Here is a 26,523-nt window from a genome sequence, read left to right on the forward strand (position 1 = left end):
CTGGATGGAGACGTTATTATGTTACCTGTTTCTGACGACTCGAGTATTCACCGTGTCCCGATTCCTAGTCCTTTTTGTCGCTTTCATCGCATTCTCCGCCCAGGCCGACGTGCGCGTGCTGACCAGTATCAAACCCCTGCAGCAGATTGCCGCTGCCGTGCAGGACGGTGTTGGCACCCCTGAGGTATTGCTGCCTCCGGGGGCTTCGCCACACCACTACGCGCTGCGCCCGTCCGACGTACGGCGGGTAGGCGATGCCGACCTGCTTTACTGGATCGGCCCGGACATGGAAGGCTTCCTGCCGCGGGTACTGGGCAATCGCAGCAAGCCCACTGTGGCCGTGCAGGCGCTACCGGGCATGAAGCTCCGGCATTTTGGCGAGGACAGCCATTCCCATGAGGAAGAAGACCACGACGACCATGACCACGACCACCGCCCGGGCAGCCTGGACGCGCACCTGTGGCTATCGTCGGTCAACGCGCGTGTGATTGCAGCGAAAATGGCGGCTGACCTGGCGCAGATCGATCCGGCCAATACGGTGCGCTACCAGAGCAACCTCAAGGCCTTCGACGAACGCCTGGACGCATTGGATAAGCGGATCAAGGCGCGGGTGGCCGGGATTGCCGGCAAGCCGTACTTCGTGTTCCACGAAGCGTTCGACTATTTCGAGGCGGAGTATGGCCTGAAGCACACCGGGGTGTTCAGCGTGGCGTCCGAGGTGCAGCCGGGTGCGCAGCACGTGGCAGCCATGCGCAAGCGCCTGCAGGAAGTGGGCAAGACCTGTGTGTTCAGCGAACCGCCGCTGCGGCCGCGGCTGGCCGATACCTTGACCGCCGGGCTGCCGGTGCGCCTGGCCGAGCTGGATGCCCTGGGCGGTACCGACCCGGTGGATGGCAAGGGCTATGAGCGCTTGCTGGAGAAGCTGGGTGGCGACCTGGTTGGGTGCCTGGAACAGTTGTAAGCCTGTACCGACCTCTTCGCGGGTAAACCCGCTCTCTTAGAACAACACATGACTCATTGGTTCGGCGAGGTTCTGTAGGAGCAGCCTTGTGCTGCGAAGAGGCCGGTACTGACAAAGCCTGTCTGTTGCTTGTACCGGCCTCTTCGCAGCACAAGGCTGCTCCTACAAAGGACGCGTCAGACGAGCGATATTTGTTCTCTGCGCGACAGCGCAGCCCAAAAGGGCTGGGTAATCTCCCACAGGGATAGCGCCAGCCTCACGCTTGTCACCGTACCTGTGGGAGCGGGTTTACCCGCGAAGAAGCAGACATGCTCTAGAGGGCGAACGGCAGGTGCAAGGCCACCTGCTGACGCTGCGCCAAACGCACTTCGAACTCGCTCGGGTCGTGGATCATCACATCCATTCCGGCAAACGATTCCGCTGCAATCAGGCGCGACAGCCAGAAGCGCACGCAGCCTACCCGCAACATCTCCGGCCACAGCTCGGCTTCGGCCGCGGTGAACGGCCGCAGCGCCGCATAGGCCGCCAGCAACGCCTGGGCGCGTGGCACATCGATCGCGCCGTGTTCATCCAGGCACCAGTCGTTCACGGTGATGGCAATGTCATACAGCATCGGCCCGGAACAAGCGTTGTAGAAGTCGATCACACCGGTCAGGTGGGTGCCTTCGAACATCACGTTGTCGCGGAACAGGTCGGCATGCAGGTTGGCCCGTGGCAGGGCCAGGATCTGTGCCTTGTGCGCACTGATTTCATCCAGCGCCGGTTGCAGCAGCGCGGCTTGCTCGGTGGTAAGGCGCGGCAGCAACTCGGCCCCCGAAGCCAGCATCCAGTCCAGGCCGCGGTCGGTGCGGCGCTCGATGATGTGCTCGCGGGTAGCCAGGTGAATGTGCGCCAGCAGCTCGCCGACCTGGGCGCAGTGCTGGGCGTTCGGTGCCTTGATGTGCTTGCCCGACAGCCGTGGCTGCAGCAGCGCCGGCTTGCCGCACAGCTCGCGCAGGCCATTGCCGTCGCGGTCGCGTATGGCATAGGGCACCGGCATGTCGGCTGCGTGCAAAGTGTCCAGCAGCTCGATGAAGAACGGCATGTCCTCGCTGGGCCCGCGCTCGATCAGCGTCAGGACGAACTCCCCCTGTTCGAGGCTGACGAAGAAATTGCTGTTCTCGGTGCCGGCGGCGATGCCCTGGAAATCGAGCAGACGACCCAGCGCGTACGGCGCCAGAAAGGTTTCCAGCTCAGGCCGGGTCACGGGGGTGAAGACTGACATGATGAAAATTTGCCCATACGGGCACTTCCGCCGGGAAGTGCCGGGTTGATGTGAACGGTGCGCGTCAGATTACCACTCGAAGATCTTCCAGGACGGAATCAGCATGTCCGGCTGGTCGGAACGAATGAAATTGCCATCAGAGCCATCGGCGCGTACCAGGAAATAAGGCTTGCCGTTTTTCGGCGTGATCTTGATCGCATACAGGAACCCGTTCTGCCGGTACTCCTGGATGGTTTTGTCGCCTTCCGTGCGAATGGTCACCTCGGGATCGGCCGAGGGGGCGTCTTCCGCCGCCAGGGTGACGACAGGCATGGTGGCCAACAGACCGAGCAGTAACAGGCGATTGAGTGTACGCATGATAACCTTGTCCCTTTGTCGTCAATGATTCTGGCTATTCTAGCGCCGGACCCGTCGAAAAGGTTGATTCTGCTCATGAGCCAAGCGCCCCTCGTCCTGGTGGACGGTTCCTCCTACCTGTACCGCGCCTTCCACGCGCTGCCGCCGTTGACTACCTCCAAGGGCATGCCGACCGGCGCGGTGAAGGGGGTGCTGAACATGCTCAAGAGCCTGCGCAAGCAATACCCCGACAGCCTGTTCGCGGTGGTGTTCGATGCCAAGGGTGGCACCTTCCGCGATGCCATGTTCGCTGAATACAAGGCAAACCGCCCGAGCATGCCTGACGACCTGCGGGTACAGATCGAGCCGCTGCACGCCAGCGTCAAGGCGCTGGGCTACCCGCTGCTGTGCGTCGAGGGGGTCGAGGCCGACGACGTGATCGGCACCCTGGCGCGCAGCAGCGCCGCGTTGGACCGCCCGGTGATCATCTCGACCGGTGACAAGGACATGGCGCAGCTGGTGGACGGGCACATTACCTTGGTCAACACCATGACCGGAAGCGTGCTGGACGTGGCTGGCGTGCACGAGAAATTTGGCGTCGGCCCGGAACATATCATCGACTTTTTGGCGCTGATGGGCGACAAGGTCGACAACATCCCCGGTGTGCCGGGCGTGGGCGAAAAAACCGCGGTGGGCCTGCTGACCGGTATCGGCGGCGGTCTCAGCGACCTGTACGCTAACCTGGACAAGGTCCCGACGCTGGCCATTCGCGGCGCCAAGACCCTGCCGGCCAAGCTGGAAGAGCACCGCGACGCGGCGTTCCTGTCCTATGAGCTGGCTACCATCAAGGTCGATGTGCCGCTGGATATCGAAGTAGATGCCCTGGTGTGCGGCGAACCTGATCGCGACGCGTTGCTGGCGCTGTACACCGAGATGGAATTCAAGAGCTGGATCGCCGAGGTGCAGCGTGACGCTGCCAAGGCCGGTGACGAAATCGCGCCGGTCGCGGAGCAGGTGGCCAAGGTCGAGCCCAGGTACGAAACCATTCTCGACCAGGCCCGTTTCGACTTCTGGCTGGAGAAGCTGCGCCAGGCGCCATTGTTCGCTTTCGACACCGAGACCACCGGCCTGGACGCTCAGCAGGCCCAGCTGGTCGGCCTGTCGTTCGCCGTTGAACCGCACGAAGCGGCCTATGTGCCGCTGGCCCACGACTATGAAGGCGCGCCGGCCCAGTTGGACCGCACTGCCGTGCTGCAGGCGCTGAAGCCACTGCTGGAAGACCCGGCCAAGGCCAAGGTCGGGCAGAACGCCAAGTACGATATCAACATCCTTGCCAATGGCTCGCCCGCTATCGAAATGCGCGGCGTTGCCTACGACACCATGCTCGAGTCGTACGTGCTGAACTCCACCGCCACCCGTCACGACATGGACAGCCTGGCGCAGAAGTACCTCGACCATACCACCATTGCCTTCGAGGATATCGCCGGCAAGGGCGCCAAGCAGCTGACCTTCAACCAGATCCACCTGGACAAGGCCGGCCCCTACGCTGCCGAAGATGCCGACATCACCCTGCGCCTGCACCAGGCGCTGCAGGCGCGCCTGGCACAGACGCCAAGCGTGCAGCCGGTGTTGATGGACATCGAGATGCCGTTGGTGCCGGTGCTGGCCAAGATCGAGCGCCAGGGGGCGCTGGTCGATGCCGCGTTGCTGCAGGTGCAGAGCGGTGAACTGGGGCTAAAGATGGCCGAACTCGAGCAGCGCGCCTATGAGCTGGCCGGTGAGGAGTTCAACCTCGGCTCGCCCAAGCAACTGGGCGCGATCCTCTACGACAAGCTGGGCATGCCGGTGCTGAGCAAGACCACCAAGGGCCAGCCATCCACGGCAGAAGCGGTGCTCGACGAACTGGCCGAGCAAGGTTACCCGCTGCCGGAGGTACTGATGCAGTACCGCAGCCTGAGCAAGCTCAAGAGCACCTACACCGACAAGCTGCCGGGGCAGATCAACCCGCGCACCGGGCGTATCCACACCTCATACCAGCAGGCGGTGGCGGCCACCGGTCGACTGTCGTCCAGCGACCCGAACCTGCAGAACATCCCGATCCGTACTGCCGAAGGCCGGCGCATCCGCCAGGCTTTCGTTGCCAGCCCGGGTTACAAGCTGCTGGCGGCGGACTACTCGCAGATCGAGTTGCGTATCATGGCCCACCTGGCCAAGGACGAAGGCTTGCTGCATGCCTTCCGCAACAACCTGGACGTGCACCGCGCCACGGCGGCGGAAGTATTCGGCGTAGCCCTGGAAGACGTCACCACCGATCAGCGCCGCAGTGCCAAGGCCATCAACTTCGGCCTGATCTACGGCATGAGCGCCTTTGGCCTGGCCAAGCAGATCGGCGTAGACCGCAAGCAGTCGCAGGATTACATCGACCGCTACTTCGCCCGCTACCCGGGCGTGTTGGCGTACATGGAGCGCACCCGCGCCCAGGCGGCGGAGCAAGGCTTTGTAGAAACCCTGTTCGGCCGCCGCCTGTACCTGCCGGATATCAATGCCAAGAACCCGGCCCTGCGCAGAGGCGCCGAGCGCACGGCGATCAACGCCCCGATGCAGGGTACTGCAGCCGACATCATCAAGCGGGCCATGGTCAATGTGGATAACTGGCTGAGCGAGAGCGGGCTGGATGCACGGGTGATCCTGCAGGTGCACGACGAACTGGTGCTGGAAGTGCGCGAGGACCTGGTGGAGCAGGTGAAAGATGAAATTCGCCAGCACATGAGCAAGGCCGCGCAACTGGATGTGCCGCTGCTGGTCGAGGCAGGAATTGGTGCGAATTGGGACGAAGCTCACTGATCGGGTGGGGAAAGCTGTGTAGGATCCGTGTCGTAGGGATGCGGATCTTGGCACTGCTCAGTGCCAGCGGTGCTGAGGTTTCATGAAACTATCGCAAATAGTTTTCAGGGCTCTGGAACTAAACCGGTGAAGCGGAACTCAGAGTAACTGAATGGCTGGTGAAGCCTTTCGATGCTCCTATGTTGTGTTAAGTGTTGGCAGATATCTGGACCCCGCCCTAGCGGTCCGGACTTGGACCCCGAACTTCCCCCTCCCCATACGAAGTCCGGGGTTTTTTTTGCCCGGAATTTGACCTGATGGCGCAGCTACCCCTGTAGGAACAGCCTTGTGCTGCGAAAGGGCCGGTACAGCCAACAGACCTATACAGCCTGTCATGGCCTCTTCGCAGCACAAGGCTGCTCCTACAACGAGCGGTGCGGGCCTCAGGCTACTGGCTTGTCTTCCAGCTCCATCCAGTCCGCCAGCACCCGGTACGCCTCTTCCACGCCCAGGCGCTTGGGCGCCGAGAACAGCTGGATGGTCACGCCATCGCCCCAACCCTTGCGGATTTCCGACTGCACCTTGAGCAGGGTGTTCTTGCCCGCGCCGTGGGTCAGCTTGTCGGCCTTGGTCAGCAGGATGTGCATCGGCATGCTGCTGGCCTTGGCCCAGTCGAGCATCATCTTGTCGAAGTCGGTCATCGGGTGGCGCACGTCCATCATCAGAATCACGCCACGCAGGCACTCCCGGCTGCCCAGGTAGGCTTCCAGGTGTTTCTGCCAGTGCTGCTTGAGCGGAATCGGGACTTTTGCATAACCGTAGCCTGGCAGGTCGACCAAACGCCGTTCATCGTCCAGACTGAAGAAATTCAACAGCTGGGTGCGCCCGGGGGTTTTCGAGGTGCGTGCCAGGCTGGCATGGGTCAGGGTGTTGAGGGCGCTGGATTTGCCGGCGTTGGAGCGGCCGGCGAAAGCCACCTCGTAACCCTGGTCGTCCGGGCATTGTTCGACCTTGGCAGCGCTGAGGGCGAATTTGGCTTTCTGGCAGAGGCCGAGGATGGGGTTCTTGACTTGCATGGGATATCCGATGTGGGTGTTGCCTGACTCAATAGGCCCGAGCCTGGCAAGCGGTGTCGTTTCCGTTTGGATGGCGGAAGTATATAATGCCCCAGTTTTTGTGTGCTCATTCTCCCGGCGAAGGAGAACGGGCATGGGGTGTCGAACAATAGCTCGCGCAACAGAACGCAGCGCGGCCCCCAACCCTGAAGGTCGTTCCGCATGGCGAAATGGCTGCTTGCTGTCGGTATGTTCCTGCCGTTTTTCAGCGCACAGGCTACACAGGATCCCGAGGTGTTGTACAACCGCACGTGTGCGGCCTGTCACACCGGGCAGTTGCCACAGGCACCCAGGCAGGGTGACCGGGCAGCATGGGAGCCAAGGCTGGCGCAAGGCATGGATGTACTGGTGAAGCACGTGACCCAGGGTTTCAAGGCTATGCCGCCGCGTGGATTGTGCATGGACTGCAGTGCCGAGGACTACCGTTTGGTCATCCTTTGGATGAGTGGCAGTCCCGATACATAACATTTCACCCTTAGCCGTGTTGGATTAGCTGATGAACAAACTAGTCGTGAGTCTGCTGTTGACCCTGGGTGTCGCAGGTGCGGCCACTGCTGCGCAACCCGTCAAAGGCGATGCCGCCGCCGGCCAGGCCAAGACGGCCGTCTGTGGCGCCTGCCACAATCCCGACGGCAACAGCCTGGCACCGAACTTCCCGAAACTGGCCGGCCAAGGCCAGCGCTACCTTGAAAAACAATTGCACGATATCAAGTCGGGCAAGCGTACCGTGCTGGAGATGACCGGCATGCTGGCCGCGTTCAGCGACCAGGACCTGGCCGATATCGCCGCCTACTTCTCCAGCCAGAAAGGCAGCGTGGGCGCCGCCGATCCCAAGCTGGTCGAACGTGGTCGGGCGCTGTTCAACGGTGGAGACCTGGAAAAAGGCATGCCTGCCTGCACCGGCTGCCACTCGCCGAACGGCGCGGGTATCGCCTTGGCCGGCTTCCCGCACCTGGGCGGGCAGCACGCGCAGTACGTGACCAAGCAGCTCACCGACTTCCGCGAAGGCAACCGCACCAACGATGGCGATGCCATGACCATGCGCACCATCGCTGGCAAGCTGAGCAACCACGACATAGAGGCGCTGGCCAGTTACATCCAGGGCCTGCACTGAGGCCATTACGGTCGGCGCATTAACCTTCAGTTAATGTTGTAGGCCAATGATGAAAGGGCGGCCGGACCGCCCTTTTTTTCGTTCGCAGCCGTTACACTACAGAACTCGGCCCGTTCCCGGCCTGTCTCAGTGCAGGTCGCGTCGTGGTGACCAATGACTGCCCAGGAGTAAAGCATGCGTAAACTGATTCTCAGCGCCGCGCTGGTCGCTGCCAGCGTATTCGGTATGACTGCCGTCCAGGCCGCCGAGCCTGTCGCTGGCAAGGAATACCTCGAGCTGAGCAACCCTGTTCCGGTTTCCGTACCTGGCAAGATCGAAGTGGTCGAGCTGTTCTGGTACGGCTGCCCCCACTGCTACCACTTCGAGCCGACCATCAACCCGTGGGTCGATAAACTGCCCAAGGACGTCAACTTCAAGCGCGTACCAGCCATGTTCGGTGGCGCATGGGACGCCCACGGCCAGATGTTCCTGACCCTCGAAGCCATGGGCGTCGAGCAGAAGGTGCACGCCGCAGTGTTCGATGCCATCCAGAACCAGCGCAAGCGCCTGACCGACCCGCAGGACATGGCCGACTTCCTTGCCACCCAAGGCGTGGACAAGGACAAGTTCCTCGCCACCTTCAATTCGTTCGCCATCAAGGGCCAGGTCAACCAGGCCAAGGAACTGGCGAAGAAGTACGAGATCACCGGCGTACCGAGCATGGTGGTCAACGGCAAGTACCGCTTCGACCTGGGTACCGCCGGCGGGCCGGAAGGCGTACTGAACGTTGCCGACCAGCTGATCGCCAAGGAGCGCGCCGCTAAGTAGGCGGCGTAACCCATGCGCCGCTTCAGAACCGCGCGTGGCATTGGCCTGCACCAGCCGCAGGTCAACGAGCATCACCTGCAGGCCCCTGGCCTGCCTGAGGATGGTCGCCTGCGGCTGCTCAGTTTCAACATCCAGGTGGGCATCAGCACCGAGCGCTACCGGCATTACGTGACCCGCAGCTGGCAGCACCTGCTGCCGCACAACGGGCGTGCCGGCAACCTGCAGAAGATTGGCCAACTGCTGGGCGACTTCGACCTGGTAGCCTTGCAGGAGGCCGATGGCGGCAGCCTGCGCTCGGGCTACGTCAACCAGGTCGAGCACCTTGCCCACCTGGGTGCCTTCCCCTACTGGTACCAGCAACTCAACCGCAACCTCGGGCGTTTTGCCCAGCACAGCAACGGGGTGCTCAGCCGCCTGAAGCCGCATCTGCTGGAGGATCACCCGTTGCCCGGCCCGGCTGGGCGTGGTGCGATCCTGGTGCGCTTTGGCGAGGGTGAAGATGCGCTGATCGTGGTGATGATGCACCTGGCCCTCGGCGCCAAGACCCGCACTCTGCAGCTGGGCTACATCCGCGAGCTGATTGGCGGCTATCGCCACCAGGTGCTAATGGGCGACATGAATACCCATGCAACCGACCTGCTGGAGCACTCGCCGTTGCGCGACCTGGGCCTGATAGCCCCGCAAGTCGAGGCCACTTTCCCCAGCTGGCGACCACAGCGTTGCCTGGACCATATCCTGCTCAGCCCAAGCCTCACGCTGGAGCGTGTCGAGGTGCTGGCGCAGCCAATTTCCGACCACCTTCCCGTTGCTGTAGAGATTCGATTGCCTGATGCATTGACTGTGGATACGCTGCCGGTCCTGAGCTAATTGCCATCACCGTTTGCGGACCCGGGCATGACTGAAGACGCTGAGCGCTGGAAAGAAAAATACCTGAAAAGCATCGAGCAGCAGGAAAAGCTCGAGCGCCGTTGGGACGCCCGTCTCGACCTGCTGCGTCGTGGTTTGGTACGCAGCACCCTGGCTGCCGAAGGCAGCGACAAGGTGGTGGACCAGTGCATGAAGGAAATGCGCGAGGTCATCCGCAGCGACAACATGGACGCCGGCCTTGCCGGGTTGATTCCTCGTCTTGAGAAGGCGGTACTGGACTCCGAACAGCGTCGGGAAGCCCGCATGAACCAGGTCAGCGATGCGCTGACAGCGCTGGTCAACCAGCTGCAAGGCCTGCCATTGCCGAACGATGTGTCGCGTCCGTTGAAAAAGCTGGCGAAGAAGCTCGATGGCGGAGTGGCCCAGTCACGCGACCTGCCACCGTTGCTGGGCGAGTTGAGCGGCTTGCAGGGCCGCGCGCTGTCAGCCTTGGGCAAATCGGCGGCGGAGGCCCGCCCCGGCTTCTTGCAGCGCTTGTTCGGCAGCCGCGAGGATGGTGTGCAAGGCGAGCCAGCGCTTGTGCCTCTGGCGCTGCCGGTTGCCGAGGCGCAGCCCTTGGCGGCACCTGCCGGTGTCGATGCCCCGCAGCCCGACGACATGGACGCGCTACAGCCGCTGCCAGCCTCCTCAGCTTCTGTTGTCGAAGCCCTCGTAATATCGGAGCCCGAGCTGGAGGCACCAGGCCCGGCGCTTATCGAAACGGCCGAACTGTCACCAGCCCCGCTGCCGCAGCCGCTCCCGGACGATGTACCGGCAGCGGTAGCTATCGCCAGCGAGCCGCCGGTTGAAGCAGGACCGGCGCAAACACTCGAAGAAACCTTTGGCGAAGATGGCCCCTACGCCCTGCCCTACGCGGTGGAGCCGCCCTACAGCCAGGTTGCCGAGCACATCGAGCACACTCTGATCGGCTTGTTCGATGACCTCAGCCTGCCAGAGCGACACAAGGCCCAGGCGCTAGAGATGCGTGAACGCGTCGCCCGCGGCTTGAACTGGTATGAGCTGATACCGGTGCTGGATGACCTGGCTGTGCTCATGCTGGCGATCACCGACAGCGGCCAGCACGAATTCGAAACCTACCTGCAGCAGCTCAACGAACGCCTGGAAGGTTTCCAGAGCCACCTGCACGAGGCTAGCGCCGGCCATGCCGACAACAGCTCGGCCGCTCGCGAGCTGGATACCCAGCTGCGTGAGCACGTCGATGGGTTGCAGAGCAGTGTGCAAGGTGCCGCCGACGTCGACAGCCTCAAGCACATTCTGGAAAACCGCCTGGAAGGTCTGTTGGTGACTATGGATGAGCACAAGCATGAGCGTGATCGCCGCGAACAGGAGCTGGCTGGTCGCCTGCAAGGGCTGTCGGAGCGGGTGGCGAACATGGAGCAAGAGGCGCTCGGCTACCGTGAGCACTTGGAAGAGCAGCGCCAGAAGGCCTTGCTCGATCCCCTAACCGGCCTGCCCAACCGTGCGGCCTGGAGCGAGCGGGTCGAGCGCGAAATGCTCGAATGGCAGGCACACGGCGGCCATCTGGCGATGGCGATCCTCGACCTGGACCATTTCAAGCGTATCAACGATAGCTATGGGCACCTGGCTGGGGACAAGGTCTTGAAGATCGTCGCCGACCAGTTGCGCAAGCGCCTGCGCAGCCATGACTTCATCGCCCGGTTTGGCGGCGAGGAGTTTGTCCTGCTGCTGCCGCAAACCTCGCCGGCTGCCGCTGCCCAGATAGCCGAGATGCTGAGGGCCACGGTCGAGGCGTGCCCGTTCCACTTCAAGGGCGAACGGGTGGTGATCACCACGTCCATCGGCCTGGGTGCATTCCGTCCCGGCGAGCGCGGCGATCAGGTGCTCAAGCGCGCCGATGCGGCGCTTTACCGGGCCAAGGAATCGGGACGCAACCGTGTCGAGCTGGCATAGCCGGTAGCTGCTGACTCGCGGCAAGCACGGCCCTTGGGGAGCACGTTATACTGTAGCGCTCATACGCTGAGGCCACTGACGTGCTTTCCACGCTTAAAAAAACCCTGATTTCCTTCCTGCTGTTGTCTGTCGCCGGTTGCTCGACCGGCCTGCGCATCGACCGTAGCCACCCTTCGATCAACCAGGACAACCGCATCCAGTTCGTTGTCCTGCACTACACCAATGCTTCGCTGGAGCGTTCCCTGGCGTTGCTGACCCATGGGGAAGTCAGCAGCCACTATCTGATTGGTGACGGCCCGGCGACGGTGTACCAGCTGGTGGATGAAAGCCGCCGCGCCTGGCATGCCGGTGATAGCCAGTGGCAGGGGCGGACCTGGCTGAACTCCTCGTCCATCGGTATCGAAATCGTCAACCCGGGCTTCACCGACACGCCGAATGGGCGGGTCTGGCACCCTTACAGCGAAGCGCAGGTCCAGTCGCTGATCGCGCTGCTCAAGGACATCGTCAAGCGTAACAACATCGAGCCACGGCACATCATTGGCCACAGCGATATCGCGCCGCTGCGCAAGCTTGACCCGGGGCCGCTATTTCCGTGGAAACGCCTGGCCGACGCCGGATTGGGTGTCTGGCCGGATGCAACTGCCGTGGCACGGCAGCAAGCCTATTTCAGCGTCAACCCGCCGAGCGTTGGCTGGTACCAGCAGGAGCTGGCGCGGTTTGGCTATGCGATCGAGCAGACTGGGGTACTTGATGTTGCCACCCGCCATGTGATCGCCGCCTTCCAGATGCGTTTCCGCCCGCAGCGCTTCGATGGCATGCCGGATGCGCAGACGGCGGCGATGCTGCAGGTGCTCAACCGGATGCGTTGATCTGCCAAGGTGAGACGGGCTCTTGTTTAGGAGCGGCCTTCGGCGCTTGTAGCGAAGCGCCAAACGGCAAAGGTGATTCCTGATTCAGTTGCTATAACCTAGTAATCAACTGGATGCCCTCGATGTCAGCCCTCATCGCCTTGCTGCGCCAAATTTTTTACCGTCCCTGGATGCTGGCCACGTTGGCAGCACTGGCCAGCGCGGCACTGTTGCTTTCTGCAAGCATCGGCATTGCCCTGCAACAGATGAAGCAAAGCGAGAGTGCACAGATGAACGCCCAGGGCGAACGCTTTCTGGAGCGCCTCGAGCAGGTGTTCGGCCAGTTGCGCGAAGGGGTCGACCTGCTGCAGGCGCAACCCTTGCGCGGCTGCAGCCCGGCGATGCTGACCGCATTGCAGCAGGTAGGCCTGAGTTCCCGCTTCATTTATGAAGCGGCGTACGTGGATGGAGATGTGGCCTGCTCAAACCGCGGTGATGAGCGGGCGTTCGAACCCCTGCGCGCCCCCGACATTCAAGGGCCGACCTACAGCTACTGGCTGAATACCACGACCGAGCCGAACGAGAACCTGGCCGCGCTGATGCTTGGGAGGGGCAAGTTCGTGGTATCCACCTCTCGTGGGCACCTGACCGATGTGGTCGACTTGCCCCCGGGCGGCAGCCTGGTGGTGGTGTTGGACAACGGTGCCCGGGCCATCCCCGTGCTGGGCCCACCGCAGGTATGGCCGCCTCCTTCGGCCTGGTCAACCAGCCACAAGTCGCTGCTTGAACTCAGCGATCGACTGATCTACCGAATGCCGACCAAGTCACCGGACTACCAGTTGGTGCTGATCGCCCCGCGGGCGAGCCTGCCGTTGAGGATGAACGGCATGCTCTGGCTTCTGTTCCCCGGCAGTGTACTGGCGGCCTGTTGCATCGGCTGGCTGGTACTGCAACTGATCCTGCAGCGGCGGTCGATGAGCTCGGAATTGCAGAATGCTTTGCGTCGCGGCGAACTGCAGGTGCTCTACCAGCCGATCTTCGAGCTCGACAGCCGACGCTGTGTCGGGGCCGAGGCTCTGGTGCGCTGGCGCCGCCCGGACGGTACCCTGACCAGCCCGGACCTGTTCATCCCTTTGGCGGAAAACACCGGGCAGATTCGCCAGATCACGGACTTTGTCCTGCAGCGTGTGCTGGAACAGCTAGGGCAGCTACTGCGCTCGCACCCCAACTTGTACATTTCGGTGAATCTGGCGGCCTGTGATGTGATGGTGCCGCGCATCGGGCGGGTGGCGGCACGCTTGCTGGCCTTGCACCGTGTGTCGGCCAGCCAGATCGCCTTCGAGGTGACCGAGCGCGGCCTGATCGATGTGGTTGTGGCCCGCGACAACCTCCAGGCGCTGCGCGCAGTGGGGCATCAAGTGCTGATCGACGATTTTGGGACTGGCTATTGCAGCCTGGCGTACCTGCAAACCCTGCCAGTGGACTGCCTGAAGATCGACAAGGCGTTTATCGATGCCTTGGGGCACGACGCCGCCAGTAGCGGTGTTGCCCCGCATATCATTCGCATGGCTCACGACCTGCACCTGCGGGTGATTGCCGAAGGAATCGAGTGTGAAGACCAAGCGGTGCTGCTGAACAGCGAAGGGGTCAATTATGGCCAGGGCTGGCTTTTTGCCCGGCCACTGAATGCCCGGCAGTTTGCCGAACTGGTGACTCGAGGTCGGCTGCCGCGGCGGGTTGAGCATTGACTGATCCGGCACCGAAGATGGGGCCGGGGGCAGGGTACATTCAGACCGGTAGTGCCATGTAGAACTGGGTCCCCTGCCCCGGTCGGGAAAACACGCCCATGCGCCCGCCATGCAGCTGCACGATCTCTTTGCACAGCGCCAACCCCAGCCCCGCGCCGCCTTTCTTGCGCCCTACCTGCACGAAGGGCTCGAAGATGCGCCCCTGTTGCCCATAGGCAATGCCTTCGCCGTTATCCTCGACACTGATGATGACCCGCTCCGCATGCCGTCGTGCATGCAGGCGGATACGACCGCCGCTGGCGGTATGGCGGATGGCATTGTGCAACAGGTTGTCCAGCACCCGGTCGAGTTGGGCGACATCGGCCTGGATACGCGGTAGCGGCGGTTCCAGCTCCGTGATCAACTCGATCTGCTTGTTCGCCGCTGGCTCGGCAAAGCGATGTTGTGCACGTTCCAGCAGTTCGTCTATGGCGCAGGGAGCCAGCTCGAGCTTCTGCATCCCGCTCTGGTAGCGGCTGAAGTTGAGCAGGTCGTTGATCAACTGGGTCAGGCGCTGCATTTCCTCGCCGATGGTCTCCAGCAGGTCATGCTCGCGCGCCTCTGGCGGGAACTTGAGCCGCTCGCGCAACAGACCGAAGGCCATGTGCATGCCAGTCACCGGGGTGCGCAACTCGTGGGAAGCGCGCAGCACGAACTCGCTGCGCACGCGTTCGAAGGCGCGCTGCTCGGTTACATCATGCAGCACCATCACTGCGCCAAGTATCGGCCCTTGCGGGTGGCTGACCGGGGTCAGGCTGTAGGCGAGCAGGCGCGTTTCGTCATCGACGTCCATGTTCAGGTCGTCTGGCTGGCGGTCGAGGTTGCCGCCGCGCAGTACCTGCCGTAGCTGCTGTTCCAGTTCCGGGCGCTGCAGGGCTTCGGCCAGGCTGCTGCCGGCGCGGCTGTCGGTCCAGCCCAGCTGGCGCTGCGCCACCGGGTTGAGGTGTTCCAGGCGGCCCTGGCGATCAATGATCAGCAGGCCATCGTCGATGCTGTCCAGCACGGCCTGCAAGCGTTGCTGGCCAGCCAGCAGTTCATCGACGTTGGTGGCCTGGTGCTTGCGCAAGGCATCGGCCATCAGGCCGAAGCGGCGGGTGAGCTGGTTCAGTTCGGTGGCCTGTGTGACCGGCAGGGTGACGTCGAAATCGCCCTTGCCGAGTTGGTCGGCCGCTTTAGCCAATGCTTCGATCGGCTGACCGAAGCGCCGGGCGATGTTGTGCGCAGTGATGAAGCCCAGTACCAGTACCACCAAACCCATCAGGCCGAGTACGCCGCTGACCAGGAGGGCGTGGGCGCGGGTGTGTTCCTCGCTGCGGGTGATGTGCTCCAAGGCCTGCTTGTGGGAATCGATCAGATCGGTGCGGACCTGGTTGAACGCGGCCCCGAGTGGTTGGTCAACGCCCATGCTGCGGGAGGGCGCCGGGCTGTCGCGGTAGGCCTGGAGGAAGGCCTGGTAATTGCTGCTGGCCTTGCTGAAGCCGGTGCGCTCGCCACCTTGGTCCAGGCCTTGGTTCAGCAGGGTCTGGAAGTTGTCTTGCAGCAGCCGCAGGTTTTCCGGGGCGGTCTCGTCATCGAGGATCAGAGTCAACTGTTCGCCAAGGTTCTGGCGCAGCTTCAGCCCTATTTCCAAGGTGTGGGTAGTATCGCGCACCAGTCGCTGCTGCACCGTGGCCATTTGCAGCACGCTGACCAGGCCCAGCAGCAGCCCGAGCAGGGCCACGGTGACCAGCGCCGAAATGCTGAGGAAAAGCCGCGTGCGCAGCTTCATGGGCGGCCATTTCATAGGTTGTACTGCTTGCGCTTGCGGTACAGGGTGGATGCATCGATCCCCAGGGTCTTGGCGGCCTGGTCAAGGGTGTCACTGGCGGCCAGCACCGCGCCAATGTGGGCGCGCTCCAGCTCATCAAGGCTCAGCGCGGCGCCTATGCGAGGGGCGTTACCAGCAGGCTGCTCGCCCATGCCCAGGTGGCTGATTTCCACGCGTTCCTGCGGGCAGATGATACTGGCCCGCTCCACCACGTTACGCAGTTCGCGAATGTTGCCGGGCCAGCGGTAGTTGAGCAGGGCTGTGCGGGCTTCATCACTGAAGCCGCGCGCAGGCCGAGAGTATTCCTTGACGAAGCGGGCGAGAAAGCGGTCGGCCAAGGTCAGGATGTCTTCACTGCGCTCGCGCAGCGGCGGCAGGTGCAAAGTGATGACGTTCAGGCGATACAGCAGGTCTTCGCGGAAACGGCTCTCACGCACCATCTCTTCGAGGTTGAGGTTGGTGGCGGCGAGGATACGCACATCGGCGCGACGGGTGACCGGGTCGCCGACGCGCTCGTATTCCTTGTCCTGGATGAAACGCAGCAGTTTGGGCTGCAAGGTCAGCGGGAAATCGCCGATCTCGTCGAGGAACAGCGTGCCCCCATCTGCCTGGTTGACTCGCCCCAGGGTGCTTTCGCTGGCGCCGGTGAAGGCGCCGCGGGTGTGGCCGAACAACTCGCTTTCCATCAGCTCGGCGTTCAGTGACGGGCAGTTGATGGTCACGCAGGATTTGCGCGCGCGCTTGCTCCAGCCGTGGATGGCCCGGGCCAGTTCACCTTTACCTGTGCCCGACTCGCCAAGGATGAGGATGTTGGCGTCGGTGGTAGCGACCTGGCGGGCGGTTTCCAGTACCGCCATCATGGCCGGGCTGTGCGAGTCGAGGCCGTCCTTGGGTTTGCGCACTTCACCTTCCAGGGCCTCCAGTCGCGCGGAAAGCTGGCGCACTTCCAACTGTTTGGCGGTAGCCAGGCGCAGCTGGTCGGGGCTGCACGGCTTTACCAGGTAATCGGCGGCGCCGGCCTGGATCGCGTCTACCGCCGTATCGATCGCTGAGTGCGCGGTGACGATCACCACCCGCATCCAGGGGGCCTGGATACGCATCTGCGCCAGCACATCGAGGCCGTTGTCCTCGCCCAGGCGCAAATCGAGGAAGCACAGGTCGAATACTTGGCGCTGCAGCAAGGCTTCGGCCTGGGCGGCGCTGTTGGCCGTTGCCACATTGTAGCCCTCGTCCTCCAGGCAGTAGCGGAAGGTGCGCAGGATCGCGGACTCGTCATCCACCAGCAGAATGCGGCCTTGGTTGTCCTGGGCTGACTCCATGTGCTGCGCTCCTTTAGGAAAGATCTTCATTTAGTGTGGGAAAAATCGGGCAAGTTGCATGGTCCATTGTGAAGGAACCTGTCCTTTGCATGCTAGCCACTGGCCAATCAGCGCGTGGAGGCCGCGTTATCCAGATGATTTTCTTAGAGGCGCACGGTGGCACATTGGTTGCGAGGATTTTCAGTTTTTGCCTACAAAAGGAGGCACTGCCATGCGCTTTTCCATCCGAGCCGCCATGTTGGCAGCCACACTGCTACCGGTGTTCACGCCGGTATTCGCCGATCCGGTGCAAGACGCCCGCCTGGAGGGGGCCCTGCAAACTGCCCTGTCGCTGAACCGCATGCTCGACCCGTTCCGTATTCAGGTCGAGGTGGATGGCAAGCAGGCGCGGCTTTCCGGTGAGGTGGAGAACGACGTCGAGCGCCAGCTGGCAGAGCATGTGGCTCTGGCTACCCGTGGCATCGAGCAGGTTGACAACCAACTGCGGGTCAATGCCCAGCTGGTGGAGCGCCCGCTGGCGTTGCGTGCCTACGCCCAGCGCCTGGAGGATGCCACCCTGGCCGCCGTGATCCGTGCTCGGCTGCTATGGAGCCGCATAACCGAGAAGGCACCTATAGATGTACAGAGCAGCGAAGGTGTGGTGACCCTGCGCGGCAAGGTCGACAGTGCCGAGGCCAAGGAGCTGGCCGGCGTGGTGGCGCGCACCACCGAGGGCGTACACCTGGTCAACAACCTGGTCAGCCTCGATACCGCCGCCATGGCCAAGGCCCGGGAAGCTCCGGTTGGGCTGCCGACCGGGCCGCAGCCGAGTGATAGCTGGATCATCGACAAGATCCAGAACAGCTACCGCTTCAGCCGCAACCTCGATGGCCTGAACCTGAAAGTGGCCAGCGAAGAGGGGCTGGTTCGGCTTTCAGGCGAAGTGGTCAGCAGCGAGCAAAAAACCATCGCCGTGGAAATCGCTAGGCAGATCATCGGCGTGCGCGGGGTGGATGCCGACCTGCTCAAGGTGGCGACCAAGATCGAAGGTTGATCGTGCAATTCGCACGACCCCACGGAAGGCATCGTGCAGGATACGTCCCTGTCGATTATCGCCTTTATGTGTAACTACTTGATTTGAAAGGATTTTATTTGATTCAAAAGGCTGGCATGCAGGCTGCAATTACTTATTCAGGTTTGAACAAGAATTACAGCAGGAGGAGCCGGCATGAACTGCCAATCCGTCAACCGCTTGCAGAGCGCCGCACTGCCCCTGCGCCAGGTGTTGTCACTCGGCCTGGCGCTGGTACTGACTTTGGCCGCTGGCCTCTTCTATTACAGCTGGCAGACCGCGCGCCTGGCCGAGCAAGTGGCGGCGCAGACCGCCCTGTTGACGCACATTCAGGCAACCCGTGCCAACACCCTGGTCAAGGCCGCCGACCCGCTGCCAACCGGCCAGGCCAGTGCGTCACCGGGCACCTTGGAAAATGTCGTACCCCAGGACCGCTGGGTGTTCTGACCGCCGGTTGAACCGATTCCGAAAAAGAAAGGAGAACCACCATGCTGAGTTGGGCTATCACTTTCCTCATCATCGCCATTGTCGCCGCCGTACTGGGCTTCGGTGGTATCGCGGGCGCTGCCACGGGTATCGCGAAGATTCTGTTCATTGTCTTCCTGGTGCTGTTCGTAGCCTCCTTCTTCTTTGGACGTGGACGAGGTTGAAGATGGGCAGGAAGCGTTGGACAGCCCTGGCTGCCGCCCTGTTACTGGGTGGCAGTGCGGCGGCGATGGCGGCCAATGACGGCCAGGTCCGGGTCGACCAGTTGCTCGGCTCGGACCCGGAGTACAGGGGAACCTGGCAGGACACGATCAAAGGCGAGGAACGCCTGCCTGACTGGGTGGTCAATCTGACCGGCAGTTCCCAGCAGCAGATGTCTGCCGTCACCGAAGACGGCGACAAGTACCTGGTCGGCCCGCTGTGCGAAGGCCAGGACAACTGCACCTACAAGCGCCTGATCGTGGCGTTCAGCTGGGACAAGGATGATGCCTACGGGATGCTCGTGGAGGTGCCCGAAGGTCTGCCGAACGACAAGTCGCCCACCCGCCACGCGCAGTACCGCTGGCTGGGTGAGCCGGATGACGGCATGAAGGCAATGCTGCAGGAGCAGCTCAAGCGTGACCCGAACTGGTACTGAGCGTTTGTAGCCGGTACGGATGAAAGGTCATGCACTGTCACGTAATAGAAGCTGAACCTGTCTATATTTCAGCCTTCTATGATGCGCCGCCCCGAGGAGGGGCTGCACATGACCAAGGGGCCGGGCTGTTCTGATTGTTGCAGGATCGGAGTGGCCTAGGGGTACAGGGAGTGCCTCCAGCCATGGGCCGGGTCAGGAACGGCGGAATCGGAAGTTTCAGGTCGGCGGTGCCATAGGGGCATCTGACCAGACCTGACTTCCGAGGAGCCATGTAGGAAACGTCTCTTCCCTGCGCGATTTCCTCTTCGAGACACATTTTGTCTCGACCGCACATCAATTTTTTTCGATCAGCTCGGCGCTTGTTCAAGTGGCATTTCGGCCATTCGGATTGTCGAACAAGCCATCGCCCCTGTTCTTTTTACCCTGCCAAATCTGCCTAAATATGGCGGTTTGGTCTTGTTCGGGATTCCGAACGTTGTAAATCAAGCACTTGCGAACCTCTCGTTCTGGTCAGAAACGTTATGCATAAACGGCATGGGTCATGCGCTTCAGGCATTAGATTTCCCCCTTTGCCATCGCAATAGTTGCCGCCTTTTTCGCCGGCCGAGCGCCCTGTCGCTCGCCTGCGGTGTCCTTACATGAAGTCGCCGGACGGAAGCAGCTGCTGCCCGTGACCTAGCCAACGGCTCTGTTACGCGCGTTTCCGTTGGGTGCCCATGACCACTAGAACAAAGGGTAAAGACATGAAGAAGGCAAAACTGAGCCTCGCCTGGCAGATCGTCATCGGTCTGGTCCTGGGTGTTGCAATCGGCGCTCTACTGAATCATTTCAGTGCAGAAAAGGCATGGTGGATCAGCAACGTCCTCCAGCCCGCTGGTGACATCTTCATTCGCCTGATCAAGATGATCGTCGTCCCGATCGTGATTTCGTCGCTGATCGTGGGTATCGCCGGGGTTGGCGACGCGAAGAAACTGGGCAGCATCGGCCTGAAGACCATCATCTACTTCGAAGTGGTGACCACCATCGCCATCGTCGTCGGCCTGGTGTTGGCCAACCTGTTCCACCCGGGCGCCGGCATCGACATGAGCACCCTGGGTACAGTGGACATCTCCAAGTACCAGGCTACCGCGGCCGAGGTGCAGCATGAGCATGCGTTCATCGAAACCCTGCTGAACCTGATCCCGTCGAACATCTTCGCAGCGCTGATGCGTGGCGAAATGCTGCCGATCATCTTCTTCTCGGTGATGTTCGGCCTGGGTCTGTCGAGCCTGCAGGCAGAGCTGCGCGACCCGCTGGTGCGTACTTTCCAGGCGGTTTCCGAGACCATGTTCAAGGTCACCCACATGATCATGAACTACGCCCCTATCGGCGTGTTCGCCCTGATCGCCGTGACCGTGGCCAACTTCGGGTTCAGCTCGCTGCTGCCGCTGGCCAAGCTGGTGGTACTGGTGTACTTCGCCATCGCCTTCTTCGCCTTCATGGTGCTGGGCCTGGTTGCCCGCCTGTTCGGCTTCTCGGTGATCAAGATCATGCGCATCATGAAAGATGAGCTGATTCTCGCTTACTCCACCTCCAGCTCGGAAACCGTGCTGCCGCGCGTGATCGAGAAGATGGAGAAGTACGGTGCGCCGAAGTCGATCTGCTCGTTTGTGGTACCGACCGGCTACTCGTTCAACCTCGACGGCTCGACCCTGTACCAGAGCATCGCGGCCATCTTCATTGCCCAGCTGTACGGTATCGATCTGTCGTGGAGCCAGCAGCTGCTGCTGGTGCTGACCCTGATGGTCACCTCCAAGGGTATCGCTGGCGTACCGGGTGTTTCTTTCGTGGTGCTGCTGGCCACCCTGGGCAGCGTGGGTATCCCGCTGGAAGGCCTGGCCTTCATCGCCGGTGTCGACCGCATCATGGACATGGCCCGTACCGCCTTGAACGTTGTGGGCAACGCCCTGGCAGCCCTGGTCATCGCGCGCTGGGAAGGCATGTACGACGCCGCCAAGGGCGAGAAGTACTACGCCTCGCTGATGGCCGGCAAGCAGGAAGCGGCCATGGTTGGCGAAGCTGCCAAGCGCTGAGCCTGACTGCTGTTTGACCAAAAGCCCCGACTTGTCGGGGCTTTTTGTTGCCTGTGAGATCTTGGGAGCCAATTGCGAACCCTTGTAGGAGCGGCCTTGTGTCGCGAAAGGGCCGCAGAGCGGCCCCGGCAATTTGTGCAGCGGAGCTGAAATCTTGGGGGGCGCTGGGCACCCCTTTCGCGACACAAGGCCGCTCCTACAAAGGATCGCGATCGCCAGTCACAGGCCCCGATACGCTATCATTCGGGCATTTTTCAGGGGGAACACACGGATGCTCAACGGCCTTTGGCTTGGCTTTTTCCTGGTGGCGGCAGTGTCCGCCCTGGCCCAATGGCTAATAGGCGGCAACGCCGGCATCTTCGCGGCGATGGTCGAGAGCATATTCGCCATGGCCAAGTTGTCGGTCGAGGTGATGGTGCTGTTGTTCGGCACGCTGACCCTGTGGCTGGGCTTTCTCAAGATCGCCGAGAAGGCTGGCATCGTCGAGTGGCTGGCCAAGGTGCTCGGCCCGCTGTTTGCCCGGCTGATGCCGGAAGTTCCGCCCGGCCACCCGGCCCTGGGCCTGATCACCATGAACTTCGCCGCCAACGGCCTGGGGCTGGACAACGCCGCCACGCCGATCGGCCTGAAGGCCATGCGCGCGCTGCAGGAGTTGAACCCCAGCAGTACCACGGCGAGCAACGCGCAGATCCTGTTCCTTGTGCTCAACGCATCGTCGTTGACCCTGCTGCCTGTGACCATCTTCATGTATCGGGCCCAGCAAGGTGCGGCGGACCCGACCATGGTGTTCCTGCCAATCCTGCTGGCCACCAGCGTCTCCACCATGGTCGGCCTGCTGTCGGTGGCAGTGATGCAGCGCCTGCGCCTGTGGGACCCGGTAGTGCTTGCCTACCTGATTCCCGGTGCCTTGCTGCTGGGCGGCTTCATGGCCTTTCTCGGTACCCTTTCGGCGGCCGCGCTGGCCAGCCTGTCGTCGATCTTGGGCAACCTCACGTTGTTTGGTGTGATCACCCTGTTCCTGGTGATCGGCGCCTTGAAGCGGGTGAAGGTGTATGAAGCCTTTGTCGAAGGCGCCAAGGAAGGTTTCGATGTGGCCAAGGGCCTGTTGCCTTACCTGGTGGCGATGCTGGTGGCGGTGGGTGTATTGCGGGCCTCAGGCGCCCTGGAGCTGGCTTTGGACGGTATTCGTCATGCGGTGACTGGGCTGGGCCTGGACACCCGCTTCGTCGAGGGCTTGCCCACGGCGCTGGTCAAACCGTTCTCCGGCAGTGCGGCGCGGGCGATGCTGATCGAGACCATGCAGACCCACGGTGTGGACAGCTTCCCGGCGCTGGTGGCAGCGACGATTCAAGGGAGTACCGAAACCACTTTCTACGTGCTGGCGGTGTACTTCGGTGCGGTGGGTATCCAGCGCGTGCGCCATGCCGTCGGCTGCGCCTTACTGGCGGAGTTTTCCGGTGTGATCGCGGCGATCTTCGTCTGTTACTGGTTTTTCGCCTGACCTTTTTGGGGCCGCTTTGCGGCCCATCGCCGGCAAGCCAGCTCCCACCTTGACCTCACAGACTTCAAGGCATGCGAAGTACCTGTGGGAGCTGGCTTGCCGGCGATGAGGCCCTGACAGGAGATAGAACCGGGCCTGACTCAACGGACTGATGGTGGTTGTGTACTACCCGCCTGTGCAATGGTCCAACTCACCACCTGCCCGGTCAGCTGGTCGCAGGCCTTCCCGAAACCGGCAACTACTGCTGACACCTGCTTGTCGGCCAGCGGCTGGCGGATTTCGAAGCGTTTGCTGGCCAGAATGCGTTGGTTGCGGCCTTGAACCAGGCGTGCGTCATAGCGGATCACCACATCCACCGCCCCGCCCGGGAGGTATTCGGTCTGGAATGCCTGCAGCTCGCCAGCCAGCTCGTAGTCGGCCTGCAGGTTGCTGTCGTCGGCACTCAGGCGCTGTACCTGGCCGTCACGCTGGAAACCGTCTAGCAGCCGGTTGCGCAGCAGCACCGGCACTGCGTCGCTCCAGCGCGCACCCTTGTAGCTGCTGACCACATCGCCCTGGGGAATCACGGCAATCCGTGGCCCGGCCAGCACTTCGCTGGCCAGCGGCTTGTTCAGGCGCAATGACCAGTCCAGCGCCGGCACTGTGCGACCGGGCTGGTTCACCGGCAGACGGTACAGGTCGACGGGCTCGCTCTGCGGCAGGATCGAGCAGGCACTGGCCAGGCTCAATGCGGCCGCCAGGGCCAGCAGGCGCAGCGACGGTTTCATGGTTGGAACTCCTTGTTGTTGTCGCGGCCGAGCAGGTAGCCGCTAGGGTCGGCCTCCAGTTGCCGGGAAATGCCTTTGAGTGCGTTTAGGGTTTCGCGTAGCTCGCGAATCGCCGGGGTCAGCTGGTTCAGGCCCTGGGCACCGTCGCCGATGGCTTCGCGGTTGTCCTCGAGCAGGCGGTTGATGGTGGCGGTGCTCCCGGCCAGTGACTGCATGGCCTGCTCGGCGCTGCCGATTGCCTGCTTGCCTTCGCTGCCCAGCAGGCCGTTGGCATTGCGCATCAGTGCCTGGGTTTCGGCCAGGGTGGCGCTGGCCTGCTTGCCCACCTGCACCAGTTGCTCGATGGCCTGGGTGATGCTGCCGTGCTGGCCAGCGAAGGCGCCGGTGGTCTTGTCGAGGTTGGACAGGGTGTTGCTGAGGTGGCCGATGTTGTCCTCGGAAAACATCTGGTTGGCGTTATGCAGCAGCAGGTTGATGTTGGTCACCAGGTCGCTGCTGTCATTGAGCAGGCGCGAGATTGGCGAGGGCGATGCGATGATCACCGGCAGCTTGCCGTCCTTGCCTTTCAACTCGGGGCTTTGCGGGGTGCCCCCGCTGAGCTGGATGAACGAGTTGCCGGTCACGCCGGCCAGGGTGAGCTTGGCCTGGGTGTCTTCCTTCACCGGGGTGTCGGCGCTCAGGCGCACCCGTGCCAGTACCCGGCGCGGGTCTTTCGGGTCCAGGCGCAGGGTGGACACATCGCCTACCTTGATGCCGTTGTACTGCACCGGGCTGCCGCGGGACAGGCCGGAGACGGCTTCGTTGAACACCACTTCGTAGTCCTTGAAGGCGTCGTCGACACTCGACTTGGCCAGCCACAGGCCGAACAGCATGGCGCCGGCCACCACCAGGACGGTGACCAGGCCGATAAGAACGTGATGGGCTCGGGTTTCCATTGCTCAGCGCTCCTGCCCGGCACGGGTGGCGGCCTGCTCGGCCGCGCGCCCGCGTGGGCCATGAAAGTATTCTTGAATCCAGGCGTCGTTGGTCTGCTCGACCTCGGCCAGCGGGCCGGCCACCAGGACCTTCTTCTGCGACAGCACGGCGATGCGGTCGGTAATGGTGTACAGGGTGTCGAGGTCGTGGGTGATGAGGAACACCGACAGGCCCAGGGCGTCACGCAGGGTAAGGATCAACTGGTCGAAGGCGGCGGCACCGATCGGGTCCAGGCCGGCGGTGGGTTCGTCGAGGAACAGGATGTCAGGGTCCAGTGCCAGTGCCCGGGCCAGCGCGGCGCGCTTGATCATGCCCCCGGACAGCGAGGCCGGGTATTTGTCGGCGGCCGAGATTGGCAGCCCGGCCAGGGCCAGTTTCACCCCGGCCAGGTGCTCGGCATCGGCGCGGGACAGCCCGGCGTGCTCGATCAGCGGCAATGCCACGTTTTCGGTGACAGTCAGCGAAGAGAACAGCGCGCCCTTCTGAAACAGCACGCCGAAGCGCCGTTCGACCAGTGAGCGCTGCTCTTCGCGCAGGCCGGCCAAGTCCTGGCCGAACACCTTGATCTGCCCTTCGTCGGGCCGTCGCAGGCCAACGATGCTGCGTAGCAGCACCGACTTGCCGCTGCCCGAACCGCCGACCACGGCGAGTATCTCGCCGCGATACAGGTCGAGGTCGAGGTTTTCGTGCACGCTCTGGCGGCCGAAGCGGTTACAGATGCTGCGGGCCTCGATCACACGTTCCTGGCCACTCACCAGCCCATCTCCATGAAGAACAGCGCAGCCACCGCATCCAGCACGATGACCACGAATATCGACTGCACGACCGCCGAGGTGGTGTGCGCGCCCACCGATTCGGCGCTGCCGCTGACCTTGAAGCCTTCCAGGCAGCCGATGGCGGCGATCAGGAAGGCGAAGAACGGTGCTTTTGCCAGGCCGACCAGGAAGTGCTGCACGCCGATGTCGCTTTGCAGCAGCGACAGGAACATGGCTGGCGAGATGTCCAGTGTCAGCGCGCACACCACCGCGCCGCCGACGATGCCGCAGATCATCGCGATGAAGGTCAGCAAGGGCAGCGAAATCAACAGCGCCAGTACGCGCGGCACCACCAGCAGCTCCATGGGGTTCAGGCCCAGGGTGCGGATGGCGTCGATTTCCTCGTTGGCCTTCATCGAGCCGATCTGCGCGGTGAACGCGCTGGCGGTGCGGCCGGCCATGAGGATGGCGGTCAGCAGCACGGCGAACTCTCGCAGGAACGAGAATGCCACCAGGTCGACGGTGAAGATGGTCGCGCCGAAATCGGCCAGCACCGTGGCGCCGAGGAAGGCCACCACCGCGCCCACCAGGAAGGTCAGCAGGGCGACGATGGGCGCGGCGTCCAGACCGGTCTGTTCGATGTGCGCCACGACCGGGGTAAAGCGCCAGCGATGGGGTTGCAGGGCACGGCGCAGCAGGGTTTCGAGGATCAGGCCAACGAAGCCGAGCACCTGCAGGGTGTCTTGCCACAAGGTGCCAACGGCGCAGCCGATGCGCTCTAGTAGCAACAGCAGCACGTTACGCTCGGGTTCCTTGACCGGAATGCAGTAGTCCTGCACCGAGCAGTAGACATTCTTGAGCAGGGCGCGGCTGGCTTCGGGCAGGCCATCGGTGCAGCGGGACAGGCGTTCGGAGCCGAGCAGTTCGGCCAGCAGCGAGGCACCGGCGGTATCCAGGCGTCCCAGTTGGCTAAGGTCGGCGACGGTATCGGCAGCATATTGCGCCCGCAGGCGCTTGCTCTCACGCTTGAGGCTGGCGTAGTGCGCCAGGGTCCAGTCACCGGTAATGCGCAGGCAAGCCGGTTGGCTACTGGTGTCCAGGGTGGCGCTGGGGGTGGTCATCGGCTCCATGCTACTGACTCGGCGCTAAGGCTTAGGGCCTGATCATAGCGCAGCGGGCATGGGCTGTTTGGTGATTATGTGCTGTCTTCACGGACCTTGGGGGCTGCTTTGCAGCCCATCGCCGGCAAGCCAGCTCCCA

23 protein-coding genes and 1 pseudogene are annotated in these 26,523 nt (G+C 62.7%); 15 read left to right on the plus strand and 9 right to left on the minus strand.

What is annotated here, in order from left to right; genetic code table 11:
* Positions 1-4: 4 nt before the first annotated feature.
* On the plus strand, positions 5-961 hold the full coding sequence (locus GEV38_RS00700) for a zinc ABC transporter substrate-binding protein (RefSeq protein ID WP_054572508.1): 957 nt from the start codon (positions 5-7) through the stop codon (positions 959-961).
* A gap of 313 nt (positions 962-1,274) precedes the next feature.
* On the opposite strand, the gene GEV38_RS00705 is transcribed toward GEV38_RS00700, so the two are convergent.
* Together GEV38_RS00705 and GEV38_RS00710 are read right to left on the minus strand one after the other, a co-directional pair.
* Positions 1,275-2,225, minus strand: a complete 951-nt coding sequence (locus GEV38_RS00705; protein ID WP_015268475.1) for a homoserine kinase — start codon at positions 2,223-2,225, stop codon at positions 1,275-1,277.
* A gap of 69 nt (positions 2,226-2,294) precedes the next feature.
* Positions 2,295-2,582, minus strand: coding sequence for a DUF2782 domain-containing protein (locus GEV38_RS00710; protein ID WP_015268476.1), 288 nt, complete (start codon positions 2,580-2,582; stop codon positions 2,295-2,297).
* A gap of 75 nt (positions 2,583-2,657) precedes the next feature.
* On the opposite strand from GEV38_RS00710, the gene polA reads away from it, so the two are divergent.
* Complete coding sequence (gene polA, locus GEV38_RS00715; RefSeq protein WP_054572509.1) at positions 2,658-5,405, plus strand: DNA polymerase I; 2,748 nt, start codon at positions 2,658-2,660, stop codon at positions 5,403-5,405.
* A 422-nt stretch (positions 5,406-5,827) separates the two neighbouring features.
* On the opposite strand, the gene yihA is transcribed toward polA, so the two are convergent.
* A complete protein-coding gene (yihA, locus tag GEV38_RS00720; protein ID WP_015268478.1) occupies positions 5,828-6,460 on the minus strand; it encodes a ribosome biogenesis GTP-binding protein YihA/YsxC in 633 nt (210 codons plus the stop codon).
* Positions 6,461-6,661: 201 nt separating this feature from the next.
* On the opposite strand from yihA, the gene GEV38_RS00725 reads away from it, so the two are divergent.
* From GEV38_RS00725 to GEV38_RS00755, 7 genes and pseudogenes are all read left to right on the plus strand, one after another.
* Positions 6,662-6,964: a cytochrome c5 family protein gene (locus tag GEV38_RS00725; protein ID WP_015268479.1), complete on the plus strand. Its 303-nt coding sequence runs from the start codon at positions 6,662-6,664 to the stop codon at positions 6,962-6,964.
* A 31-nt stretch (positions 6,965-6,995) separates the two neighbouring features.
* A complete protein-coding gene (locus GEV38_RS00730) occupies positions 6,996-7,613 on the plus strand; it encodes a cytochrome c (protein ID WP_003256951.1) in 618 nt (205 codons plus the stop codon).
* A gap of 174 nt (positions 7,614-7,787) precedes the next feature.
* Positions 7,788-8,420, plus strand: a complete 633-nt coding sequence (gene dsbA / locus GEV38_RS00735) for a thiol:disulfide interchange protein DsbA (protein WP_003256950.1) — start codon at positions 7,788-7,790, stop codon at positions 8,418-8,420.
* 34 nt (positions 8,421-8,454) lie between these two features.
* Positions 8,455-9,287: pseudogene (locus GEV38_RS00740) on the plus strand (endonuclease/exonuclease/phosphatase family protein).
* Positions 9,288-9,314: 27 nt separating this feature from the next.
* Positions 9,315-11,258, plus strand: coding sequence for a GGDEF domain-containing protein (locus GEV38_RS00745; RefSeq protein WP_173895524.1), 1,944 nt, complete (start codon positions 9,315-9,317; stop codon positions 11,256-11,258).
* 80 nt (positions 11,259-11,338) lie between these two features.
* Positions 11,339-12,127, plus strand: coding sequence for an N-acetylmuramoyl-L-alanine amidase (locus GEV38_RS00750; RefSeq protein WP_013970322.1), 789 nt, complete (start codon positions 11,339-11,341; stop codon positions 12,125-12,127).
* A 122-nt stretch (positions 12,128-12,249) separates the two neighbouring features.
* The gene (locus GEV38_RS00755) at positions 12,250-13,854 is read left to right on the plus strand and encodes an EAL domain-containing protein (protein WP_015268483.1); all 1,605 of its coding nucleotides are present in this window, start codon (positions 12,250-12,252) and stop codon (positions 13,852-13,854) included.
* Between the two features lie 40 nt (positions 13,855-13,894).
* Here GEV38_RS00755 and GEV38_RS00760 read toward each other — a convergent pair whose 3' ends face one another.
* Together GEV38_RS00760 and algB are read right to left on the minus strand one after the other, a co-directional pair.
* Positions 13,895-15,676, minus strand: coding sequence for a KinB sensor domain-containing domain (locus GEV38_RS00760; protein ID WP_015268484.1), 1,782 nt, complete (start codon positions 15,674-15,676; stop codon positions 13,895-13,897).
* A complete protein-coding gene (gene algB, locus GEV38_RS00765; protein ID WP_015268485.1) occupies positions 15,673-17,019 on the minus strand; it encodes a sigma-54-dependent response regulator transcription factor AlgB in 1,347 nt (448 codons plus the stop codon). The genes GEV38_RS00760 and algB overlap by 4 nt, the downstream gene beginning before the upstream one ends.
* A gap of 211 nt (positions 17,020-17,230) precedes the next feature.
* Here algB and GEV38_RS00770 point away from each other — a divergent pair, with 211 nt between their 5' ends.
* The 6 genes from GEV38_RS00770 (at position 17,231) to GEV38_RS00795 (ending at position 22,766) form a co-directional block, all read left to right on the plus strand.
* Positions 17,231-18,052: a BON domain-containing protein gene (locus tag GEV38_RS00770; protein ID WP_015268486.1), complete on the plus strand. Its 822-nt coding sequence runs from the start codon at positions 17,231-17,233 to the stop codon at positions 18,050-18,052.
* Between the two features lie 174 nt (positions 18,053-18,226).
* Positions 18,227-18,517: a hypothetical protein gene (locus GEV38_RS00775; RefSeq protein ID WP_015268487.1), complete on the plus strand. Its 291-nt coding sequence runs from the start codon at positions 18,227-18,229 to the stop codon at positions 18,515-18,517.
* A 41-nt stretch (positions 18,518-18,558) separates the two neighbouring features.
* Complete coding sequence (locus GEV38_RS00780; protein ID WP_003252966.1) at positions 18,559-18,720, plus strand: DUF1328 domain-containing protein; 162 nt, start codon at positions 18,559-18,561, stop codon at positions 18,718-18,720.
* Between the two features lie 2 nt (positions 18,721-18,722).
* The gene (locus tag GEV38_RS00785; RefSeq protein WP_015268488.1) at positions 18,723-19,193 is read left to right on the plus strand and encodes an inhibitor of vertebrate lysozyme family protein; all 471 of its coding nucleotides are present in this window, start codon (positions 18,723-18,725) and stop codon (positions 19,191-19,193) included.
* A gap of 743 nt (positions 19,194-19,936) precedes the next feature.
* Positions 19,937-21,265 (plus strand): glutamate/aspartate:proton symporter GltP, encoded by a 1,329-nt coding sequence (gene gltP / locus GEV38_RS00790; RefSeq protein WP_003256981.1) that lies wholly within the window; start codon positions 19,937-19,939, stop codon positions 21,263-21,265.
* A 271-nt stretch (positions 21,266-21,536) separates the two neighbouring features.
* Entirely contained in the window at positions 21,537-22,766 is a 1,230-nt protein-coding gene (locus GEV38_RS00795; protein ID WP_054572512.1) for a nucleoside recognition domain-containing protein, read from the plus strand.
* 140 nt (positions 22,767-22,906) lie between these two features.
* Here GEV38_RS00795 and GEV38_RS00800 read toward each other — a convergent pair whose 3' ends face one another.
* From GEV38_RS00800 to GEV38_RS00815, 4 genes are read right to left on the minus strand one after another with little or no spacing between them, the layout of a single operon-like run.
* Positions 22,907-23,533: an ABC-type transport auxiliary lipoprotein family protein gene (locus tag GEV38_RS00800; RefSeq protein WP_054572513.1), complete on the minus strand. Its 627-nt coding sequence runs from the start codon at positions 23,531-23,533 to the stop codon at positions 22,907-22,909.
* A complete protein-coding gene (locus tag GEV38_RS00805) occupies positions 23,530-24,468 on the minus strand; it encodes an MlaD family protein (RefSeq protein WP_015268491.1) in 939 nt (312 codons plus the stop codon). Before GEV38_RS00805 ends, GEV38_RS00800 begins: the two co-directional genes overlap by 4 nt.
* Positions 24,469-24,471: 3 nt before the next feature.
* Complete coding sequence (locus GEV38_RS00810) at positions 24,472-25,263, minus strand: ABC transporter ATP-binding protein (RefSeq protein ID WP_054572514.1); 792 nt, start codon at positions 25,261-25,263, stop codon at positions 24,472-24,474.
* Positions 25,260-26,393 carry an ABC transporter permease gene (locus GEV38_RS00815; RefSeq protein WP_043935195.1) on the minus strand — a complete coding sequence of 378 codons (1,134 nt, stop codon included), beginning with the start codon at positions 26,391-26,393 and terminating at the stop codon, positions 25,260-25,262. The genes GEV38_RS00810 and GEV38_RS00815 overlap by 4 nt, the downstream gene beginning before the upstream one ends.
* Between the last annotated feature and the right edge of the window lie 130 nt (positions 26,394-26,523).

This window comes from Pseudomonas sp. 13159349 (assembly GCF_013305685.1).
Classification (GTDB): domain Bacteria; phylum Pseudomonadota; class Gammaproteobacteria; order Pseudomonadales; family Pseudomonadaceae; genus Aquipseudomonas; species Aquipseudomonas asiatica.

Bases quoted from the DNA above. Each gene is read 5' to 3' on its own strand.
- GEV38_RS00700 (WP_054572508.1), top strand. From the start codon at position 5: ATGGAGACGTTATTATGTTACCTGTTTCTGACGACTCGAGTATTCACC.
- GEV38_RS00705 (WP_015268475.1), bottom strand. From the start codon at position 2,225: ATGTCAGTCTTCACCCCCGTGACCCGGCCTGAGCTGGAAACCTTTCTG.
- GEV38_RS00710 (WP_015268476.1), bottom strand. From the start codon at position 2,582: ATGCGTACACTCAATCGCCTGTTACTGCTCGGTCTGTTGGCCACCATG.
- polA (WP_054572509.1), top strand. From the start codon at position 2,658: ATGAGCCAAGCGCCCCTCGTCCTGGTGGACGGTTCCTCCTACCTGTAC.
- yihA (WP_015268478.1), bottom strand. From the start codon at position 6,460: ATGCAAGTCAAGAACCCCATCCTCGGCCTCTGCCAGAAAGCCAAATTC.
- GEV38_RS00725 (WP_015268479.1), top strand. From the start codon at position 6,662: ATGGCGAAATGGCTGCTTGCTGTCGGTATGTTCCTGCCGTTTTTCAGC.
- GEV38_RS00730 (WP_003256951.1), top strand. From the start codon at position 6,996: ATGAACAAACTAGTCGTGAGTCTGCTGTTGACCCTGGGTGTCGCAGGT.
- dsbA (WP_003256950.1), top strand. From the start codon at position 7,788: ATGCGTAAACTGATTCTCAGCGCCGCGCTGGTCGCTGCCAGCGTATTC.
- GEV38_RS00745 (WP_173895524.1), top strand. From the start codon at position 9,315: ATGACTGAAGACGCTGAGCGCTGGAAAGAAAAATACCTGAAAAGCATC.
- GEV38_RS00755 (WP_015268483.1), top strand. From the start codon at position 12,250: ATGTCAGCCCTCATCGCCTTGCTGCGCCAAATTTTTTACCGTCCCTGG.
- GEV38_RS00760 (WP_015268484.1), bottom strand. From the start codon at position 15,676: ATGAAATGGCCGCCCATGAAGCTGCGCACGCGGCTTTTCCTCAGCATT.
- algB (WP_015268485.1), bottom strand. From the start codon at position 17,019: ATGGAGTCAGCCCAGGACAACCAAGGCCGCATTCTGCTGGTGGATGAC.
- GEV38_RS00770 (WP_015268486.1), top strand. From the start codon at position 17,231: ATGCGCTTTTCCATCCGAGCCGCCATGTTGGCAGCCACACTGCTACCG.
- GEV38_RS00775 (WP_015268487.1), top strand. From the start codon at position 18,227: ATGAACTGCCAATCCGTCAACCGCTTGCAGAGCGCCGCACTGCCCCTG.
- GEV38_RS00780 (WP_003252966.1), top strand. From the start codon at position 18,559: ATGCTGAGTTGGGCTATCACTTTCCTCATCATCGCCATTGTCGCCGCC.
- GEV38_RS00785 (WP_015268488.1), top strand. From the start codon at position 18,723: ATGGGCAGGAAGCGTTGGACAGCCCTGGCTGCCGCCCTGTTACTGGGT.
- gltP (WP_003256981.1), top strand. From the start codon at position 19,937: ATGAAGAAGGCAAAACTGAGCCTCGCCTGGCAGATCGTCATCGGTCTG.
- GEV38_RS00795 (WP_054572512.1), top strand. From the start codon at position 21,537: ATGCTCAACGGCCTTTGGCTTGGCTTTTTCCTGGTGGCGGCAGTGTCC.
- GEV38_RS00800 (WP_054572513.1), bottom strand. From the start codon at position 23,533: ATGAAACCGTCGCTGCGCCTGCTGGCCCTGGCGGCCGCATTGAGCCTG.
- GEV38_RS00805 (WP_015268491.1), bottom strand. From the start codon at position 24,468: ATGGAAACCCGAGCCCATCACGTTCTTATCGGCCTGGTCACCGTCCTG.
- GEV38_RS00815 (WP_043935195.1), bottom strand. From the start codon at position 26,393: ATGGAGCCGATGACCACCCCCAGCGCCACCCTGGACACCAGTAGCCAA.